We start from the raw sequence: 17,746 nt of genomic DNA on the forward strand, positions 1-17,746 counted from the left end.
TGTTTTTTTTTGGCGTAGTTTTTGTAATTTTTTTTGTATATTTACTTACACAAACAAATGCGATGGCAAAAAACTACTTTTATATTACATTCTTATTGGCTTTTTTCTTTACTGTAAGTGTCTCGGCACAAGACAGTAAGCAATTACCAAAAACTCAAGACGCTGCGGGCATTGAGGGACTAAGCTTGTACCCTAACCCAGTTACCAGCGGAAGAGTATATATTTCTTCTAAAAATGATCTGGAGAAAGAAATAATCGTTTTTGATATATTAGGAAAAAAAGTACTGCAGACGCATTTAGCTTCCAGAGAACTTAGTGTTGCAGATTTAGTTCCAGGCGTTTATATCATAAAGATAAGTGAACAAAATGCCTCCTCAACCCGAAAACTTATTATTAGATAAATATAAAAAAGCTCCTACTTGGGAGCTTTTTTTATAGTTTGCAGTGTTCAGTTTTTTAGTATTGAGTTTTTATAAAAGCTTATAAACGTGAAATTAGGCTGAACACCAAAAAACTGAACACTGAACACTAAAAATTAAATATCTTTGCACAAAAAAAGTTTTGATTACAGCCAGCGATATATTTACGATTTCAAGCCATAAACAATTTGAAAAAACAGCATTAAAAGTGTTTCGCTTTCAATACGCTAACAATGCCGTATATCGTGATTTTTGTAATTTTTTAAAGACAGATGTTCAGCAGGTAAAATCATTACAGCAAATTCCTTTTTTACCCATTCAGTTTTTCAAAAGCCACAATGTGGTTTCTAACGAAAATCCTGCACAGGTAACTTTTACCAGCAGCGGTACAACCGGAATGATTACCAGCCGACATTTAGTGACCGATGTTTCCTTATATGAGGAAAGTTACCGCAAGGGATTTTCTCAATTTTACGGCAACATCGAAGATTATGTTGTTTTAGCGCTTTTGCCGTCTTATTTAGAACGCGAGGGATCTTCGCTTATTTATATGGTCGAAGACTTGATAAACCTATCCAATCAACCCGAAAGCGGCTTTTATTTACACAATCACGACGATTTAATTAAAAAGCTGACTGAATTAGACGAAGCGGGTCAAAATGTGATTTTAATTGGTGTTACATACGCCTTATTAGATTTAATTGAAAAACATCAATTCAACCTTCAAAATACCATTATTATGGAAACCGGCGGAATGAAAGGAAAACGCAAAGAAATGATTCGTGAAGAACTTCATGAAATACTTTGCAAAGGTTTTGGTGTTTCTTCTATTCACTCAGAATACGGAATGACAGAGCTTTTAGCGCAAGCTTACTCTCTGGGCGAAGGCATTTTTGAATGTCCGTCATGGATGCATATTTTAGTTCGTGACCCAGAAGATGCTCTCACTTATGTAAACGATGGAAAAACCGGAGGAATAAACGTAATTGATTTAGCTAATATCAATTCATGTTCTTTTATTGCAACGCAGGATTTAGGCAAAAAAAATCCCAACAATTCTTTTGAAGTTTTGGGACGTTTTGATAATTCTGATATTCGCGGCTGTAACTTAATGGTTCTTTAAATCGTAATCCTTTTTTCGCTCTTTATTATCGCTGAGTTTGTAGCTCTAATTTTTACTTTATGTTGTAAAAGTATCTCAAGAAACAAATCTGGAGAAAACATAAAAGCACTAAACTCTTCCATTAGAGTAGGAATTGCTAAAATTCCATTAACTCGTTTATTGCTACCTATAATTTCTCTTCCTCTAAAATATTTAACACTTTCAACAACTTGATCTATCATTTTTTTAGGGTAGCCATTTTTAACATCTGAAGCTGTTTTTAAATCTTTCGAATATTTACATTCAATAAATAAAACCCAATCCGTTTCAATACAACTTTCAGGAAACACAACACATTCACATTGTTGACTGTAAAAACCAGCTTCGATTTCTAAAGCATTATCTTTAAAACCTGTAAAGCAAACACAAACACCTTCTGCATTTTTCAAATGAACATAATTCACATCAGGCTCATCTTCTAAAACCTCAACATCTCCTCCATTAATTTTTTTATAATCAACAATATATAAATTTTCAGAAGACGTTTCTACTATTATCTGTTTTGGCAAATGGGCTTGAATATTACTCTTCATATTCAAAATGATTTAACATTTCATAATATTCATTCATAATATCATTCATTACTGTATTAAAATAATGCTTATCTACAGTACCTGTTTTTGAATTTTTAATAGATTTCAAAGCACCATTTTTACTATCTATTTCAAAAACATTAACCTGTGATGGTGAGATCCAAGAATTAAAACTTAAAAATTCCTTTTTTTCTTCTTCAGTTAATTTATCTGAAATAACACTCCCCATCAAACAATTATTGATTGCATAAAGTATATATGGGCTGTGTGTCGTAAGAATCAAAGAATGATCTCTTTCTCCTTGTATTTTATTAAATAAATAATAGATTAAATCTCTTTGTGTTTCTGGAAAAAGATTTTGCTCTGGTTCTTCAATAATGAATTGAGTTTTATGATAGTGAATTGGCAAAGCGTCTTTACCGTCTGGATAAACCCAACCATTACGGCTAACTCCTTTATTGTCCGTATAAGTAACATTTATAATCTTTCCGGAATTCTCTGATTTCTGACTTAAATAATTCAATTCTGCAACAGATGGAGACACATCTTCTTTATAAAAACCATTTGTCAAATATTCGACTAATAACACAAGCGGGATAACCGATTGTAAACCACTTGATCCTGCCCTCAAATATAGCTCTTCTTTGTTTTTTAAGGTAATTACATCTAAATCGTTGATCTTATCGTTATGAAAGTTAACATCTAAGTTCAACACGGAAATCCCTTCACCTTTTTGAAAATTTTTTTTAGCAGCATACCAATCATAGACAAAGTTCATAATGTTATCATTAGTTTCTTTGTATTTACTAAGATTTGGAATAACGGAAACAAAATTTCTTTCGGACGGAATGTAAATATTTTTTGTTTTTAGATAATCTCTACTATTTTCTTTCTCAATTATATTTTCTTTATTGTCTCGCCATTTATATGAAATTTCAATGAAATCACTACTATATTTGAAATAAGACTTTTCAGAAAAATAAGCTTCACTAAGTCTATGAAAATCTAAAAGTTGGTATTCAATTTTATCTTCATACTGTCCATCCAATAAATATCTTTTTTCAACCCATTGACAATAACTGATAATTTTAGCAATAGTACTTTTACCACTACTTTGAGGTCCCATAAAAACATTCACTTTGTTCAATTCAATTTCAATATCTGAAATCGGACCTATATTTCTAATTATTAATTTTGTCATTTTTTGATATTTTAGATTTAAAATTCACCTTAAACCACTCTTATCACGAAGTAATTTTTCTTTCCACTTTGTAACAACACAAACTGATTGTTAATCAAATCATTTGCACTCAACACAAAATCTTCTTTAATTTTTTCTCTGTTTACAGAAATTGAATTCGCTGTTAAAGCTCTTCTCGCCTCTCCGTTTGATTTAAAGAAACCCGTTTTTTCATTTAAAACTGAGATGATATCCAATCCGTTTTCTAAATCTGCTTTTGCGATTTCAGCCTGAGGAACACCATCAAAAACTTCTAAGAAAGTAGCCTCATCTAATTGTTTCAAATCTTCGGCAGTAGAATTTCCAAATAAAATATTCGAAGCCTGAATTGCTTTTTCTAATTCTTCTTTACTGTGAACAAAAATCGTAATTTCTTCAGCCAGTTTCTTTTGTAAAATTCTTAAATGCGGCGCTGCCTGATGTTCAGCAATTAAACCATCAATAGTTTCTTTATCTAAGAAAGTAAAGATTTTAATATATTTCTCTGCATCAACATCTGTAGCATTTACCCAAAACTGGTAAAATTTGTAAACAGAAGTTTTATCAGCATCCAGCCAAACATTTCCACCTTCAGATTTACCGAATTTAGATCCGTCTGCTTTTGTAATTAATGGCGTTGTTAATGCAAAAGCTTTTGCACTTTCTCCACCCATTCTGCGTACTAATTCTGTACCCGTGGTAATATTTCCCCATTGGTCAGAACCTCCCATTTGCAAAAGGCAGTTATTGTTTTTATATAAATGATAAAAATCGTATCCCTGAATTAATTGATAAGTAAACTCTGTGAAAGACATTCCTTCACCTTCTCCGTTAATTCTCTTTTTAACAGAATCCTTCGCCATCATATAGTTTACCGTAATACGTTTTCCAACTTCACGGGCAAAATCAATAAACGAGAATTCTTTCATCCAGTCATAGTTGTTTACCATAATTGGAGCATTTGCTTCTTTTGAATTAAAATCTAAGAAACGAGACAGGACACTTTTGATTCCGGCAACGTTTTTAGCCAAAGTTTCTTCGTTCAACAAATTTCTTTCGTCAGATTTTCCAGAAGGATCACCAATCATTCCGGTCGCGCCGCCCACAAGAGCAATTGGCTGATGACCAAAATTCTTTAAATGAACCAATAAAATAATCTGAACCATACTGCCTATGTGCAGCGAATCTGCCGTTGGATCAAAACCAATATATGCCGCCGTTACCTCTTTTAGCAATTGTTCTTCCGTTCCTGGCATGCTATCATGGTATAAACCGCGCCACTTTAATTCTTCAACTAGATTCTTCATTTTTTAAAATATTTTGCGCAAATATAATCAATGACAATGGCAATATCAAAAACTTATGCCACAAAGGCACAAAGGCGCAAATATTATTAAAAAACAAAAAAACTTTGCGCCTTTGTGCCTTTGTGGCAAAACCCAAAAAACTTATCTTTACAAAATGGTATTAGTAACTGGCGGAACAGGTTTAGTAGGCTCACATTTATTGCTTCATTTAATTGAAAATGGAGAAAATGTCCGGGCTATTTACCGAACCGAAAGCAATATTCAAAAAACAAAATCGGTTTTTGAATTGTATCAAAAAGCTGATTTATTTGAAAAAATAGAATGGCTTGAAGCCGATATTTTAGATGTTCCTTCTTTAGAAATTGCTTTTAATACTATTGATTACGTTTACCATTGTGCCGCATTTATTTCTTTTGATCCTACAGATGAAGAAATACTCCGAAAAACCAATATTGAAGGAACAGCCAATATGGTTAATTTTTCTCTTGCCAGAGGAATAAAGAAATTCTGTTTTGTGAGTTCTATTGCCGCTCTTGGCGATTTAGCCCCACATGAAACTTATATTACTGAAGAAACCGACTGGAATCCCGAAAAACCACACAGCGATTACGCCATTTCTAAATATGGTGCCGAAATGGAAGTCTGGCGTGCGCATCAGGAAGGTTTAGATGTAATTATCGTAAATCCGGGTGTTATTTTAGGCCCAATTCCGAAAACGAAAAGTAAACAGCAGGGAAGTGCAGAATTGTATGTAAAAGTCGCAAACGGACTTCCTTTTTATACACTCGGAAGCACTGGTTTTATTTCTATTGATGATGTTGTAAAAACAATGTATCAGTTAATGAAAAGCGATATTAAAAACGAACGTTTTACTTTAATTACAGACAATGTTGTTTTTAAAGATATTCTGAACACCATTGCCGATGTTTTAAAAGTCAAAAAACCGCATCTTCATGCAAAACCTTTTTTAATGAATTTCCTTTGGATTGCTGACGGAATATTTTCGACTTTATTTTTTCAAAAAAGAACCATTACAAAAGCGACTGCAAAAGCATCTTATTCTAAAAATCTGTATTCGAATGAAAAAATAAAAACCGTTCTGGGAACAGTTTTTTTAGATGTACATCAATACATAAAAGACATTTCGAAGTTATAAACCTTATCTTCTAGGTGGTTTTTTCATCTGTCGTCTTATCGAATCGAGATTTATTTGTTGTTTTGAAGTTTTTTTGATTGAATCCTTCGGAGTTTTTGGAGTCTCTTTAAGTTTCTTTTTGGCTTCTTTCGCTGCTTTTTTATTTTCAATTGTAACAAGAGAATCTGCAGCTCGCTCGGCTACTTTTAACCGCTTGCCTACTTCATCAAACATATCTTTGTAGTTCTCATAATCTGCAGCATAGTACATATTATTTTGAGCAAACTGAAGACTGTCGACTTTATATTTTTTTAAAATGAATTTCGTTGGGCTCGTTTCTGTAGAATCTAACAATTCCTGATGTTGGTATTTCATTGCTTCCAGAAGAGACAAATCATACATAATATCAATCATTTTATCTTTCTCAATAAGTTTTGCAGGCTGTTTTACAACCTCCTTTTTACAACTTACAGAAAGAAACAAAACCAATAGTATTACTAAACAATTCTTCATTTCAGCTTTTTATCTATCAAACAATAATCGTTTTCCGGCGCGGACATCTTTTACTTTAAAGTTATTGTAAACCAATTCTCCGTTTACAAAAGTATGTGTAATTCTAGATTTAAAAGCCATATTTTCAAATGGAGACCAGCCGCATTTGTACAAAATATTATCTGAATTTACACTCCACGGCAAACTTGGGTTTACAATCACTAAATCGGCAAAATAACCTTCTTTAACAAACCCTCTTTTTTCAATTTTGAAAATCTTAGCAGGATTGTGGCACATTTTTTCCACGATTTTCTCCACAGTGATTTTTCCTTGGTGATGCGCCTCAAACATTGCCACAACTGCGTGCTGCACAAGCGGCCCTCCAGAAGGAGCTTTTAAATATGATTGTAATTTTTCTTCTTTAGTATGAGGCGCATGGTCTGTTGCAATAACATCAATTCGGCCGTCATTTAAAGCTTTCCAAAGTTCAGCTCTGTCGTGTTCTGTTTTAACAGCAGGATTCCATTTGATGAAATTCCCTTTTGTTTTGTAATCTTCATCGGTAAACCAAAGATGATGTACACAAACCTCAGCGGTGATTTTTTTATCTTCTAATGGAATTTTATTAGTAAACAACTCCATTTCTTTTGCTGTAGAAAGATGAAAAATATGCAAACGTGCTCCGGTTTTTTTCGCCAAAGCCACCGCTTTTGAAGACGAAAGATAACAAGCCTCGGCACTTCTAATTAAATTGTGTGCCGTTACCGGAATATCTTCACCGTATTTTTCCTTGAATTCTGCTAAATTATTTTGAATCGTAGTTTCATCTTCGCAATGCACCGCAATTAACATTGGAGTACTTGAAAAGATTCTTTCTAGAGTTTCTTCCTTGTCAACCAGCATATTTCCTGTTGATGAACCTAAGAAAATCTTAATTCCTGCAACATTCTTTGGATTTGTTTTTAAAACTTCTTCCAGATTATCATTTGTTGCTCCCATCATAAACGAATAATTCGCAAATGATTTCTCGGCAGCAATTTGGTATTTATCTTCTAAAATTTCCTGAGTAACCGCATTTGGAACCGTGTTTGGCTGTTCGATAAAAGAAGTAATTCCTCCTGCAATTGCAGCTCTCGATTCTGATTCAATATCGCCTTTATGAGTTAATCCCGGCTCTCTAAAATGTACCTGATCATCAATTGCACCCGGCATTAGATAATTTCCTTCGGCATCAATAACAATACAATCTGATGTTTTTAGACTGATGCTGTCTGCAACCTCAACGATTAAGTCATTTTCGATCAAAACATCTCCGTCAAAAATAGATCCTTCGTTTACAATTTTGGCATTTTTTATTAAAATCCTATTCATGTTCTATCTTTATAATGTATTGACTAATTTTTTTAATCGAAGAGAAATTACACCTAGAATTGCTTCTTTAATAATGGCATTACTCATTTTTGAAACTCCTTTTGTTCTGTCTGTAAAAATAATAGGCACTTCTTTTATTTCAAATTTAGCACAATAAGTTCTGTACTTCATTTCGATTTGAAACGCATATCCAACAAACTTTATTTTGTTCAGGTTAATTTTCTCTAAAACTTCTCTTTTATAACAAACAAAACCGGCTGTTGCATCGTGAATTTTCATTCCGGTAATAAATTTTACATAAACAGATGCAAAATAGGACATTAAAACTCTGCTTAAAGGCCAGTTTACCACATTTACGCCTGTAACATAACGGGATCCAATGGCTAAATCGGCACCTCCGAAGTGGCAGGCATCGTATAATTTTTCAAGATCATTTGGGTTATGCGAAAAATCGGCATCCATTTCAAAAATAAAATCATATTTATGTTCTAATGACCATTTAAAACCATGAACATAAGCGGTTCCTAAACCGGCTTTTTTAGCTCTTTTTTCAAGAAATAATCTTCCCGGATATTCTTCCTGTAATGCGACAACTTTATCGGCGGTATGGTCCGGCGAATTATCGTCGATTATTAGCAGGTGAAAAGATTTATGCTGCGAAAGTACAGCTCTCACTATACTTTCTATGTTTTCAATTTCGTTATAAGTAGGGATTATGACAATACTATCACTCATTTTTTTCTCGGTAATTTCACCGCAAAAGTAAACTTTTTATAGCATTTGGTTCATAATAAATACATAATAAAACTATTGATACAAAAAATTACTAATTTTGTGGCGCTATGATTGAACACCTTCATCCACGAATTATTGAAAACAAAGACTGGGCAACGGCTTTATTTGTCCTGACCTTTGCTGTTGTTGCCATGACAAAATCTGCTTATGAAACTCGTTTTTCAGAATTTAGTAAGCTTATTTTTTCAGATAAGTATGCAAAAATTTATCGGGATAACAGCCACATGAAAAGCAGCTTTACGGTTGGTTTATTTTTTGTGCAGGTTATTTCGTTTGCCTTTTTTATTTTGCTAACGATGAACATTTATGATAAAGCTTCAAAAACCGATTATATTTTGTTCATTCAAATCGCAACTTTTCTGCTTTATTTTATTCTGGCAAAATACTTAGTTGAGAAAATTGTAGCTGCAGCATTCAACATTGACGACTTTGTGGAGCTTTTTAATTTGCAAAAAGTTACTTACAGAACTTATATTGGCGTTTTAATCCTTCCAATCAATGCAATTTTGTTTTATTATGATAATATTTCAACGATTGTACCGCTAGCAACTATAGGTATTTCGCTCTGTATCAGTCTATACTCTTATTTTATTTCAATTAAAACATATCAAAACGTAATAATCGGTAAGTTATTTTATTTTATTTTATATCTTTGCGCTCTTGAAATAGCGCCTTATTATTTTCTTTATTATTGGATAACAAAAGGGAGTGCTTAGAAAATGTTTATAATATGAAAGTGAAAACAATTTTGGTGTCACAGCCTGAACCTAAAGTGGAGAATTCTCCTTACTTTGAGCTCCAACAAAAACACAAAATAAAAATTGATTTCAGACCATTTATTCATGTGGAAGGGGTTAGCGCAAAAGAGATTCGATTACAAAAAATCGATCTTAATCATTACACTGCGATCATTTTAACAAGTCGAAATGCTGTAGATCATTTTTTTAGAGTGGCTGATGAAATGCGTTACAAAGTTCCTGAAGGATTGAAATATTTTTGTCAATCTGAAGCAGTAGCGTTTTATCTTCAAAAGTATGTTGTGTACAGAAAACGTAAAATTTACGTTGGAGCAAAAGATTTTGCAGATTTATCTCCTCTTATCAAAAAGTACAAAGACGAGAAGTTTTTGCTTCCTGCATCTGACCAGTTAAATGCTGATGCTCCTATAACATTAAACGGCCTGAAAGTAGACTGGGCTCAAGCTATTTTTTACAGAACTGTAATGAGTGACTTGTCTGATCTTGCTGATGTTTATTATGATGTTTTAGCGTTTTTTAGCCCAACCGGAATTAAATCTTTATTTAAAAACTTCCCGGACTTTCAACAAAACAACACCAGAATTGCTGTTTTTGGAAGCACAACTCAAAAAGAAGCTTTAGATCATGGTTTAAGAATTGATATTCTTGCTCCAACTCCTGAAACGCCTTCTATGACAATGGCTCTAGAAAAATATATTGCAGAAGCAAACAAAGGAAAATAATCCTTTTACAAATATTAAAATTTTTAAAATTCCAAATTCCAATTTTATGTTGGGATTTGGAATTTTTGTTTTAGATCTATTTCAACATAGCCAACAGTTTCAACCGTTGGAACGCAATCCATTATCCCCAATCTGTCTCCCCGTGGTTGAAATCACGGGTTATATTTTGAATTTCGAATAACTATCTAGGTATAATCCATTTGGAATTTGGGATTTAAAAAGTTTGAATTTTATTTTTCCTTCCTTTTAACTATATTTGATTTCTATTCTAAACCCAAATCACAATAAATAGTTTCAAATTATAAGTTATGAAAATCAACTCCCTTTTAATCGAAATTGACGGTATCGACAAAGAAATCCTTCGATATCTTATGGACGATGCTCGAAAACCTATTTTACAAATTGCCAATAAAATTGGTATTTCGGGAGCTGCGATTCATCAGCGATTAAAAAAGCTGGAACAGTCTGGTGTTATTTCTGGTTCGAAGTTTACTGTAAATCCAAAGGTTTTAGGCTACAATACTATGGCTTTTGTGGGAGTTTATCTTGACAAAGCTTCCCGAAATTCTGAAGCCGTAAAAGATTTAAAAAAAATACCCGAAGTTCTGGAATGTCATTATACAACCGGAAACTGGTCGGTTTTAATTAAAATTATCTGCCGCGACAACGAACATTTAATGCAGCTTTTAAATACTAAAATTCAGGCTATAGAAGGTGTTTCAAGAACGGAAACCTTTATCTCCCTAGATCAGCAGATTGACAGACAGATTCAATTGTAAATAGAGAATGTGGCAATTTGATAATTAGATAGTTTCTTAAAGAACAATTGTCACCCTGAGCGAAGTCGAAGGCTTAATTGCATGTGAGGGCTTCGACTTCGCTCAGCCTGACAGACGATTAGCCTAAAAATAAAATCCAACGTGCTCATATCAAAAAAAATGATCCCAAAAATTAGACTTGAGATTAAAACCGTTTTATGTTTTGTTATTTATTTCATAGTAGCCTTCATCTTGACTTTATTAGATCCTGGAAATCGTTCAAGACTTAGCTCTGGTACTATTTTATTTTTTCTCTCGGTCCCAATAAGTATAATTTGCGTTATAGTTTTATTCTTCAAACTATACGAATCTAAAGAAACCAAATATCTAAACTGTATTTATGTATTAACAATTATGTGGGCCTTGTTTTTTATACTCTTACACGGAATGGACTAGATCATTTAAAAAAATAAATAGATAAAAAAAACAAAACCCGACAGGTTTTAAAAACCTGTCGGGTTTGCTATAAATTATCTAATTGACTAATTATCTAATTATCACATTAATTCCTTCTGCTTCCGGAATAAATTGAGATATAGTACAACAACGTTGCAATCGATCCAAGAGCGGCAACAACATACGTTCTTGCGGCCCATTTTAAGGCGTCTTTTGCACCGGCCTGTTCTTCTTGTGTCAGCATGTGTTTATTTTCAAGCCATGCTAAAGCCCTGTTACTCGCATCGTATTCTACCGGTAATGTAATGATCGAAAATAATGTTGTTACTGCAAAAATTATAATTCCAACTAATAACAACTGCGGAAAAGTTCTGATCATTAAAATTCCAGCCAATAAAATCCACTGCATATAGCTTGAGGCTATATTTACAATTGGCACTAATTTAGAACGCATCGTTAACCATTCGTAACCAATAGCATGCTGAACAGCGTGTCCACATTCGTGAGCTGCAACGGCAGCCGCTGCTGCATTTCGATGATTATAAACCGCTTCACTTAAGTTTACTGTTTTATCTGACGGATTATAATGATCTGTTAGCTGACCCGGAGTCGAAATAACACGAACATCTCTAATTCCGTTATCAGCAAGCATTTTTTCAGCGATTTCTGCGCCGCTCATTCCGTTTCGTAATTGCAGTTTAGAATATAATTCGAATTTACTTTTAAGTTTTGCACTCACCATCCAGCTAAACAGCATTATCGCTCCGGCAAGTATTAAATATTCATATCCCATATCTTTATCTTTTTGATTGAATTTAAATTTACAAAACAAACTGCAAATTATGAACCATTTTAACAAAATGTCATTTTGGCATTTTTTCAGACAAAAACACCATATTAAAACACAAAAGACGCACTGAAGTGCGTCTCTACAAATCTATCTTTATAACAATTGCTTATTTATTTCTTCAAACTTTTCAATCAGAGCATTTATTTTTGCCTGCTGTTTTTTGATTTGTTTAGGAAGAATAAAAAACCAGTTAATCGCCATCCACAATAATGTTAGGCCATATGCCAGACTTGCTCCTAAAAAGGTCATTCTGCTGGCATATTCATACATATACAAACAAATCCCAAATGTTAGCGTGGCAAAATAAAAACGCATCATTGTGGTTTGCAAAAACTGTTGTTTCTTTTTAATCAGAATTAAATTTTGCAGGTATTCCTGATTGGTTTGCGTTGTTTCGATGTTTTTATAGCTGCTCAATAATTTATTGTAAACAAATAAATAAATCATCATTGCCAGAATCGTCACAATGATTCCAATTTTAGTCGAAATAAATTGCGGCTGATAATAGATCCATACAAAAACAATAAACGCAGTTGTTGCGAAAAGCAAAATATTAGCAATCCACAAACTTCTTAAACCCGCTCTTTTAAACTTATTTACTCGTGCCAGCAAATCCTGCATATCGGGCTGACTTACGGATTGTTTTTTCCATAAATCTTTAAAATCTATATTGTTATCGTTGTCCATTTTCTTTAAATTTTTGAGTCAGTTTTTCTTTTATTCTGTGAATTTTCACTCGCACATTGGCTTCAGAAAGTCCAATAATTTTAGCAATTTCTGCCTGCCTGACATCTTCTAATTCTAATGAAATAATGATACGTTCCGTTTCGGGCAGTTCAGCGATGCATTTGTATAAAAACTGAATTTGAGGTTCTAATGAAGTTTGTTTTTCTTCTGAAAGATGAATTGGCAAATCTGATTTTGGAAAACGTTTTTGTTTTTCAATCTGTCGAAGACAATTATTAGACGCAATTCTAAAAATCCAGGTTCCAATAGAAGATTCGTTTCTAAAGGTTTCCAGCTTTTGCCAGACAATTATAAACGTTTCCTGAGCTAAATCCTGTGCAGCGTCATAATCGTTTACAAATCCCATACAAAGCCTGAAAATTCTATCCCAATATGTTTTATAGATTTCTTCGAATTCCATTTTAAGATTTTAAAAAAGTGTTTAATTGTGCCAAATACCATTCTGTATCATCATACATGACAAAATGCAAACCTTTATCAGCATATTGAAAATTAGCCGTTTTTAGGTTTTTATACTGCCCTTCGATTGCCGGTTTTAAATTTATAAAATAAGATTCTAATAAAATTAGCGAAGGACATTTTATCGTTGAGATTCTATCTCTCAAATCGGTATTAAAGAAATCGCAATACATTTGAGCAAAGGTTTTTCTATCTGATTTTACACTCCAATTTATTACCGTTTCTAGTTTTGAAATATCCTGCAAAAGTCTCGGCATGGCTTGTTTCTGCATATCATAAAACTGTGTTTCGGTCATTGCCGTCATTTGATTTACTGTTGATGAACAATCGTTATTTTCTTTTGATTTAAAAGAAGGATCTGTCAAAGCAGCCAAACAAGGCAAAGCATCCACAACAACAATTTTCCCAATTAATTCCGGGTAATCTGCTGCTATGGCAAGCGCCAATCCACCGCCCATGCTGTGACCGATTATAATTGGTTTTTCTATTTTATTGTCTTTGATGTAATTGGCGATTCCTGTTTTCCAGTTTTCGAATGAAGGATTTGGCTGTGGTTTTGCTCCGGCAAATCCGGCCATTGTAAGTGTATAACAAGTGAAATCTTTTTCGAAAGCGGTTTTGGTTTCGCTCCAAACTTCGCCGGAAGAAGCAAATCCAGGAATGAATATAATGGATTGTTTTCCTTTTCCGGTTTTAAGAACTTCGAAAGGATATGATTTTGTTTGTGCAAAAACATTTAGACATAATGCTGAGAATAAGAATGCGATAATTAAGATGATATACTTTTTCATTTTTAATAGTTTTAAGTTGTTAAATAATCGGATCCGTTCTTTGGATACGAGAACTATTAAAATGTTACAAAAGTTTTTAAAACTTCAATGAATCCCTATAGCTATTGGGACCAAATTCCAATGTTGGTGTGGGTTTGTAACGCAAAGTGCGCTAAGGTTTTTCGCAAAGTTTGGAAGTTTTTTTGTTTGTAATTCCGATAGTTATCGAGAAAGAGCACAAAGCTTTTTCACATTTTTGTCATTGCGAGGAACGAAGTAACCTCACTATAATTAAGACACGAAGCTTGATCCAGCATATGAGATTGCTTCGTTCCTCGCAAAGACTTAACGTTGCCCTAAAAAATAATTCGTGAAAATTCGTGCAATTCGTGGCAAAAAAAATAAGCACAAAAAAAAATCCCAAACCCCAACAAGAATTGGAATTTGGAATTTTTATATTGAAATCTAATTCGGTTACCCTACCAAATTGATGATTTTTCCAGGAACAATAATCACTTTATTTGGAGTTCTTCCATCTAATTGTCTTTGCGTTCTTTCGTCTTTCATAACGATTTCTTCGATTTGTGCTGCGGTTAAATCCAAAGGCAATTCGATTGTGAAACGCATTTTTCCGTTGAAAGAAACTGGATATTCTTTATTTGTTTCAATTAAATGTTTTTCATCAAAAGCTGGGAAAGCAACTTCAGAAATTGAAGTTGTATGTCCTAACTGCGACCATAATTCTTCTGCGATATGCGGTGCATAAGGCGAAACCAAAATAGCTAATGGTTCTAAAATCGCTCTTGAATGACAATTTTGAGAAGACAATTCATTTACACAGATCATAAACTGTGAAACCGAAGTATTGAAAGAGAAATTCTCGATATCTTCTGCTACTTTTTTGATTGTTTTATGTAATGATTTTAAGTTGTCTTTTGTTGGTTCGTCGTTGTTTACGATTAAACCATTATCATCAAAATACAATCTCCATAATTTTTTTAAGAAACCAAAAACTCCCGAAATACCAGCAGTATTCCAAGGTTTTGCCTGCTCTAATGGCCCTAAAAACATTTCGTACAAACGTAATGTATCAGCTCCATATTCATCACAAATATCATCTGGCGTTACCACATTGTATTTTGATTTTGACATTTTTTCGACTTCGCGAGAAACAAAAAACTTATCATTTTTCATTAAAAATTTAGCATCTTTATATTGAAAGTCTGATTTTTTTAAGTCTTCAAAATCTAATTCATCATTCCCATTAACAAAACTAACAGGAACATGCAATCTGTATAATCTAACTCCATTTAATGGGCTTAATTTTATATCATACTTTTTATCAAAACCATTTTCACTCAATTCTTTATAAACATCATCTAAAAAATGGTGAAGAAGTTTATGATGCATTTCCATAAAATCTTTGTCATTTTCGTTTTGAGAAGTTATGTTAAAATATTGAATAACATCAGTAGATAGATAAGTATCGTTTATAATTTCAACTTTTTCTACTATTTGATTAAATTTTTCAAAATCTTCATCTCCACTCGCCAATTGAGTACTTACTTGATGAGCTAAAGTCTTTTTCTCTCCTTCAAGTAATTCTTTTGGCTTTTTAAAAGCACTAATTTTAAATCCAATCTTAGAAACAAAAGCACTAGTCCCCAAAATCATCCCCTGATTAATCAGTTTTTTGAATGGTTCTTCGGTTGGAGCAAAACCTTTGTCTTTTAAGAATTTGTTCCAGAAACGAGAATACAATAAGTGTCCGGTTGCGTGCTCGCTACCTCCAATGTATAAATCTACACTTTCCCAGTAAGCCAAAGCTTCTTTGCTTGCAAATTCGTTTTCATTGTGTGCGTCCATATAACGCATCCAGTACCACGAACTTCCTGCCCAACCTGGCATTGTATTCAATTCCAGAGGAAAAATAGTCACATTGTCAATCAACTGCGTACTAACTACTGAACACTTAACACTATCCCAAGCCCAAACAGCTGCATTTCCTAAAGGAGGCAAACCGTCTTCTGTTGGTAAATATTTCTCAACCTCCGGTAAAATAATCGGCAAATGCTGCGTATCAATCATTTTCGGCAATCCGTTTACATAATAAACTGGGAACGGTTCTCCCCAATAACGCTGACGAGAGAAAACTGCATCACGCAAACGGTAATTTGTTTTTCCTGTTCCCTGCCCTATTTCTTCTAATTTATAAATCGCTTTTGCTGTTGCATCTTTGTAATTTAATCCATTTAAGAAATCAGAATTTGCGATTTTAACATTGTCTTTTGATCCGTAAGCCGCTTCAGAAATATCAACATTAGCAAAGATATTTTTGATTTCCTGCATTCCGTTTTGACCTTTAAAGAAATTAGCAAAAGCATAATCTCTTTCGTCTCCGCAAGGAACCGCCATTACAGCACCCGTTCCGTAACCAGCTAAAACATAATCACCAATCCAAACTGGAATAGCTTCTTTTGTAAAAGGATGTTCCGCATAAGCTCCTGTAAATACTCCCGAAATAGTTTTTACATCGGCCATACGCTCACGTTCAGAACGTTTTGCTGTTTTTTCTATATACGCTTCAACAGCAGCTTTTTGTTCTGGAGTTGTAATTTTAGCCACCAAATCATGTTCTGGCGCCAAAGTCATAAAAGTAACTCCAAAAATAGTATCAGGTCTTGTAGTAAAAACTTCAATTACTTCATCGTGATTTTTCACATTAAAAGTCACCAAAGCACCAACTGATTTCCCGATCCAATTTCTTTGAGATTCTTTTATAGATTCGCTCCAGTCAATATCATTTAAACCTTGAAGCAAACGTTCGGCATAAGCAGAAATTCGCATACTCCATTGTGTCATTTTTTTTCTTATAACAGGAAAGCCTCCACGTTCCGAAACTCCGTTTACAATTTCGTCATTTGCCAAAACAGTTCCTAAACCAGGACACCAGTTTACTTCGGTTTCTGCCAAATACGTCATTCTGTATTGCAACAAGATTTTTTCTTTTTGATCTTCAGAATAAGAATTCCATTCCTCTGCAGTAAAAATCGCAACATTGTCATCGCATACTGCTTCAACCAATGCATTTCCGCTTTCTTCAAAAACCTTTACAAGCTCTGAAATTTCAAATGCCTGTCCTTGTTTTCTGCAATACCAAGAATTGAACAACTGAATAAAAATCCATTGTGTGTGTTTATAATAATCAGGATTTGAAGTTCGTACTTCACGACTCCAGTCAAATGAAAATCCTATTTTATCTAATTGTTTTCTGTATCCGGCAATCTGCTTTCCTTCTTTATCTACTCCACCGTCAATATTTACACGTGTTGTATCTTCAGGACGCTGCCCTGTTTGAATTGCATATTGCTCTGCCGGCAATCCGAAACTGTCGTAACCCATTGGGTGTAAAACATTGAAGCCTTGATGTCTTTTGAAACGAGAATACACATCTGAAGCTATATAACCCAGCGGATGCCCAACGTGTAATCCTGCTCCAGATGGATAAGGAAACATATCGAGAACATAATGTTTAGGTTTTTCAGAGTTATTTTTTGCTGCAAAAGTTTGATTTTCTGCCCAATATTTTTGCCATTTGGCGTCAATTTCGTTTGGATTGTACTTCATTTCTAAGTGACTAAAATTCTAAGTTACTAAGGTTCTAAGGCTTTTCACTAAATTAATTATTAGGCGCAAATTTACATTTATTGTCGTTTGTACCAAAGCTATTTCATTGACAAACAAATAAATTTACGTTTTACGTATTTACAATTAAGTAAAAATACGTATTATT

17 protein-coding genes are annotated in these 17,746 nt (G+C 33.5%); 6 read left to right on the forward strand and 11 right to left on the reverse strand.

Annotation, left to right across the window (positions count from 1 at the left end; genetic code table 11):
* Positions 1–62: 62 nt before the first annotated feature.
* Together BUE10_RS12085 and BUE10_RS12090 are read left to right on the forward strand one after the other, a co-directional pair.
* Positions 63–401, forward strand: coding sequence for a T9SS type A sorting domain-containing protein (locus BUE10_RS12085; RefSeq protein ID WP_056208428.1), 339 nt, complete (start codon positions 63–65; stop codon positions 399–401).
* Between the two features lie 160 nt (positions 402–561).
* Complete coding sequence (locus BUE10_RS12090) at positions 562–1,542, forward strand: LuxE/PaaK family acyltransferase (RefSeq protein WP_073485416.1); 981 nt, start codon at positions 562–564, stop codon at positions 1,540–1,542.
* On the opposite strand, the gene BUE10_RS12095 is transcribed toward BUE10_RS12090, so the two are convergent.
* From BUE10_RS12095 to tyrS, 3 genes are read right to left on the reverse strand one after another with little or no spacing between them, the layout of a single operon-like run.
* Complete coding sequence (locus BUE10_RS12095; RefSeq protein WP_073485418.1) at positions 1,539–2,114, reverse strand: hypothetical protein; 576 nt, start codon at positions 2,112–2,114, stop codon at positions 1,539–1,541. The two genes, BUE10_RS12090 and BUE10_RS12095, sit on opposite strands and share 4 nt — an antisense overlap.
* A complete protein-coding gene (locus BUE10_RS12100; RefSeq protein ID WP_073485420.1) occupies positions 2,104–3,315 on the reverse strand; it encodes an ATP-binding protein in 1,212 nt (403 codons plus the stop codon). Before BUE10_RS12100 ends, BUE10_RS12095 begins: the two co-directional genes overlap by 11 nt.
* 29 nt (positions 3,316–3,344) lie before the next feature.
* Positions 3,345–4,640, reverse strand: a complete 1,296-nt coding sequence (tyrS, locus tag BUE10_RS12105; RefSeq protein ID WP_073485421.1) for a tyrosine--tRNA ligase — start codon at positions 4,638–4,640, stop codon at positions 3,345–3,347.
* A 154-nt stretch (positions 4,641–4,794) separates the two neighbouring features.
* Here tyrS and BUE10_RS12110 point away from each other — a divergent pair, with 154 nt between their 5' ends.
* Positions 4,795–5,796, forward strand: coding sequence for an NAD-dependent epimerase/dehydratase family protein (locus BUE10_RS12110; RefSeq protein WP_073485423.1), 1,002 nt, complete (start codon positions 4,795–4,797; stop codon positions 5,794–5,796).
* Between the two features lie 3 nt (positions 5,797–5,799).
* Here BUE10_RS12110 and BUE10_RS12115 read toward each other — a convergent pair whose 3' ends face one another.
* From BUE10_RS12115 to BUE10_RS12125, 3 genes are read right to left on the reverse strand one after another with little or no spacing between them, the layout of a single operon-like run.
* On the reverse strand, positions 5,800–6,288 hold the full coding sequence (locus tag BUE10_RS12115; RefSeq protein WP_073485425.1) for a DUF4296 domain-containing protein: 489 nt from the start codon (positions 6,286–6,288) through the stop codon (positions 5,800–5,802).
* A 9-nt stretch (positions 6,289–6,297) separates the two neighbouring features.
* Complete coding sequence (locus BUE10_RS12120; RefSeq protein WP_073485427.1) at positions 6,298–7,638, reverse strand: dihydroorotase; 1,341 nt, start codon at positions 7,636–7,638, stop codon at positions 6,298–6,300.
* Positions 7,639–7,647: 9 nt separating this feature from the next.
* Entirely contained in the window at positions 7,648–8,373 is a 726-nt protein-coding gene (locus BUE10_RS12125; RefSeq protein WP_073485429.1) for a polyprenol monophosphomannose synthase, read from the reverse strand.
* Between the two features lie 107 nt (positions 8,374–8,480).
* On the opposite strand from BUE10_RS12125, the gene BUE10_RS12130 reads away from it, so the two are divergent.
* The 3 genes from BUE10_RS12130 to BUE10_RS12140 all read left to right on the forward strand — a co-directional run bounded on the left by BUE10_RS12130 (position 8,481) and on the right by BUE10_RS12140 (position 10,692).
* Positions 8,481–9,149: a DUF4271 domain-containing protein gene (locus tag BUE10_RS12130; RefSeq protein ID WP_073485431.1), complete on the forward strand. Its 669-nt coding sequence runs from the start codon at positions 8,481–8,483 to the stop codon at positions 9,147–9,149.
* A gap of 14 nt (positions 9,150–9,163) precedes the next feature.
* Entirely contained in the window at positions 9,164–9,913 is a 750-nt protein-coding gene (locus BUE10_RS12135) for a uroporphyrinogen-III synthase (protein ID WP_053472472.1), read from the forward strand.
* 308 nt (positions 9,914–10,221) lie between these two features.
* A complete protein-coding gene (locus BUE10_RS12140; RefSeq protein WP_035681816.1) occupies positions 10,222–10,692 on the forward strand; it encodes an Lrp/AsnC family transcriptional regulator in 471 nt (156 codons plus the stop codon).
* Positions 10,693–11,233: 541 nt separating this feature from the next.
* Here BUE10_RS12140 and BUE10_RS12145 read toward each other — a convergent pair.
* The 5 genes from BUE10_RS12145 to BUE10_RS12165 form a co-directional block, all read right to left on the reverse strand.
* Positions 11,234–11,920 (reverse strand): zinc metallopeptidase, encoded by a 687-nt coding sequence (locus tag BUE10_RS12145; RefSeq protein WP_073485432.1) that lies wholly within the window; start codon positions 11,918–11,920, stop codon positions 11,234–11,236.
* Positions 11,921–12,070: 150 nt separating this feature from the next.
* The gene (locus BUE10_RS12150; protein WP_073485434.1) at positions 12,071–12,664 is read right to left on the reverse strand and encodes a hypothetical protein; all 594 of its coding nucleotides are present in this window, start codon (positions 12,662–12,664) and stop codon (positions 12,071–12,073) included.
* Positions 12,651–13,124: an RNA polymerase sigma factor gene (locus BUE10_RS12155; RefSeq protein WP_073485436.1), complete on the reverse strand. Its 474-nt coding sequence runs from the start codon at positions 13,122–13,124 to the stop codon at positions 12,651–12,653. Before BUE10_RS12155 ends, BUE10_RS12150 begins: the two co-directional genes overlap by 14 nt.
* A gap of 1 nt (position 13,125) precedes the next feature.
* Complete coding sequence (locus tag BUE10_RS12160; RefSeq protein WP_073485438.1) at positions 13,126–13,974, reverse strand: alpha/beta fold hydrolase; 849 nt, start codon at positions 13,972–13,974, stop codon at positions 13,126–13,128.
* 453 nt (positions 13,975–14,427) lie between these two features.
* Positions 14,428–17,580: a leucine--tRNA ligase gene (locus BUE10_RS12165; RefSeq protein WP_073485440.1), complete on the reverse strand. Its 3,153-nt coding sequence runs from the start codon at positions 17,578–17,580 to the stop codon at positions 14,428–14,430.
* Positions 17,581–17,746 lie beyond the last annotated feature (166 nt).

Source organism: Flavobacterium sp. CF108 (genome assembly GCF_900129795.1).
Classification (GTDB): domain Bacteria; phylum Bacteroidota; class Bacteroidia; order Flavobacteriales; family Flavobacteriaceae; genus Flavobacterium.

What these genes read in the sequence shown, in the direction of transcription:
- tyrS (WP_073485421.1), bottom strand. Translation starts at nt 4,640, where the DNA reads ATGAAGAATCTAGTTGAAGAATTAAAGTGGCGCGGTTTATACCATGAT.
- BUE10_RS12165 (WP_073485440.1), bottom strand. Translation starts at nt 17,580, where the DNA reads ATGAAGTACAATCCAAACGAAATTGACGCCAAATGGCAAAAATATTGG.
- BUE10_RS12155 (WP_073485436.1), bottom strand. Translation starts at nt 13,124, where the DNA reads ATGGAATTCGAAGAAATCTATAAAACATATTGGGATAGAATTTTCAGG.
- BUE10_RS12095 (WP_073485418.1), bottom strand. Translation starts at nt 2,114, where the DNA reads ATGAAGAGTAATATTCAAGCCCATTTGCCAAAACAGATAATAGTAGAA.
- BUE10_RS12115 (WP_073485425.1), bottom strand. Translation starts at nt 6,288, where the DNA reads ATGAAGAATTGTTTAGTAATACTATTGGTTTTGTTTCTTTCTGTAAGT.
- BUE10_RS12150 (WP_073485434.1), bottom strand. Translation starts at nt 12,664, where the DNA reads ATGGACAACGATAACAATATAGATTTTAAAGATTTATGGAAAAAACAA.
- BUE10_RS12120 (WP_073485427.1), bottom strand. Translation starts at nt 7,638, where the DNA reads ATGAATAGGATTTTAATAAAAAATGCCAAAATTGTAAACGAAGGATCT.
- BUE10_RS12085 (WP_056208428.1), top strand. Translation starts at nt 63, where the DNA reads ATGGCAAAAAACTACTTTTATATTACATTCTTATTGGCTTTTTTCTTT.
- BUE10_RS12100 (WP_073485420.1), bottom strand. Translation starts at nt 3,315, where the DNA reads ATGACAAAATTAATAATTAGAAATATAGGTCCGATTTCAGATATTGAA.
- BUE10_RS12140 (WP_035681816.1), top strand. Translation starts at nt 10,222, where the DNA reads ATGAAAATCAACTCCCTTTTAATCGAAATTGACGGTATCGACAAAGAA.
- BUE10_RS12135 (WP_053472472.1), top strand. Translation starts at nt 9,164, where the DNA reads ATGAAAGTGAAAACAATTTTGGTGTCACAGCCTGAACCTAAAGTGGAG.
- BUE10_RS12110 (WP_073485423.1), top strand. Translation starts at nt 4,795, where the DNA reads ATGGTATTAGTAACTGGCGGAACAGGTTTAGTAGGCTCACATTTATTG.
- BUE10_RS12160 (WP_073485438.1), bottom strand. Translation starts at nt 13,974, where the DNA reads ATGAAAAAGTATATCATCTTAATTATCGCATTCTTATTCTCAGCATTA.
- BUE10_RS12125 (WP_073485429.1), bottom strand. Translation starts at nt 8,373, where the DNA reads ATGAGTGATAGTATTGTCATAATCCCTACTTATAACGAAATTGAAAAC.
- BUE10_RS12130 (WP_073485431.1), top strand. Translation starts at nt 8,481, where the DNA reads ATGATTGAACACCTTCATCCACGAATTATTGAAAACAAAGACTGGGCA.
- BUE10_RS12145 (WP_073485432.1), bottom strand. Translation starts at nt 11,920, where the DNA reads ATGGGATATGAATATTTAATACTTGCCGGAGCGATAATGCTGTTTAGC.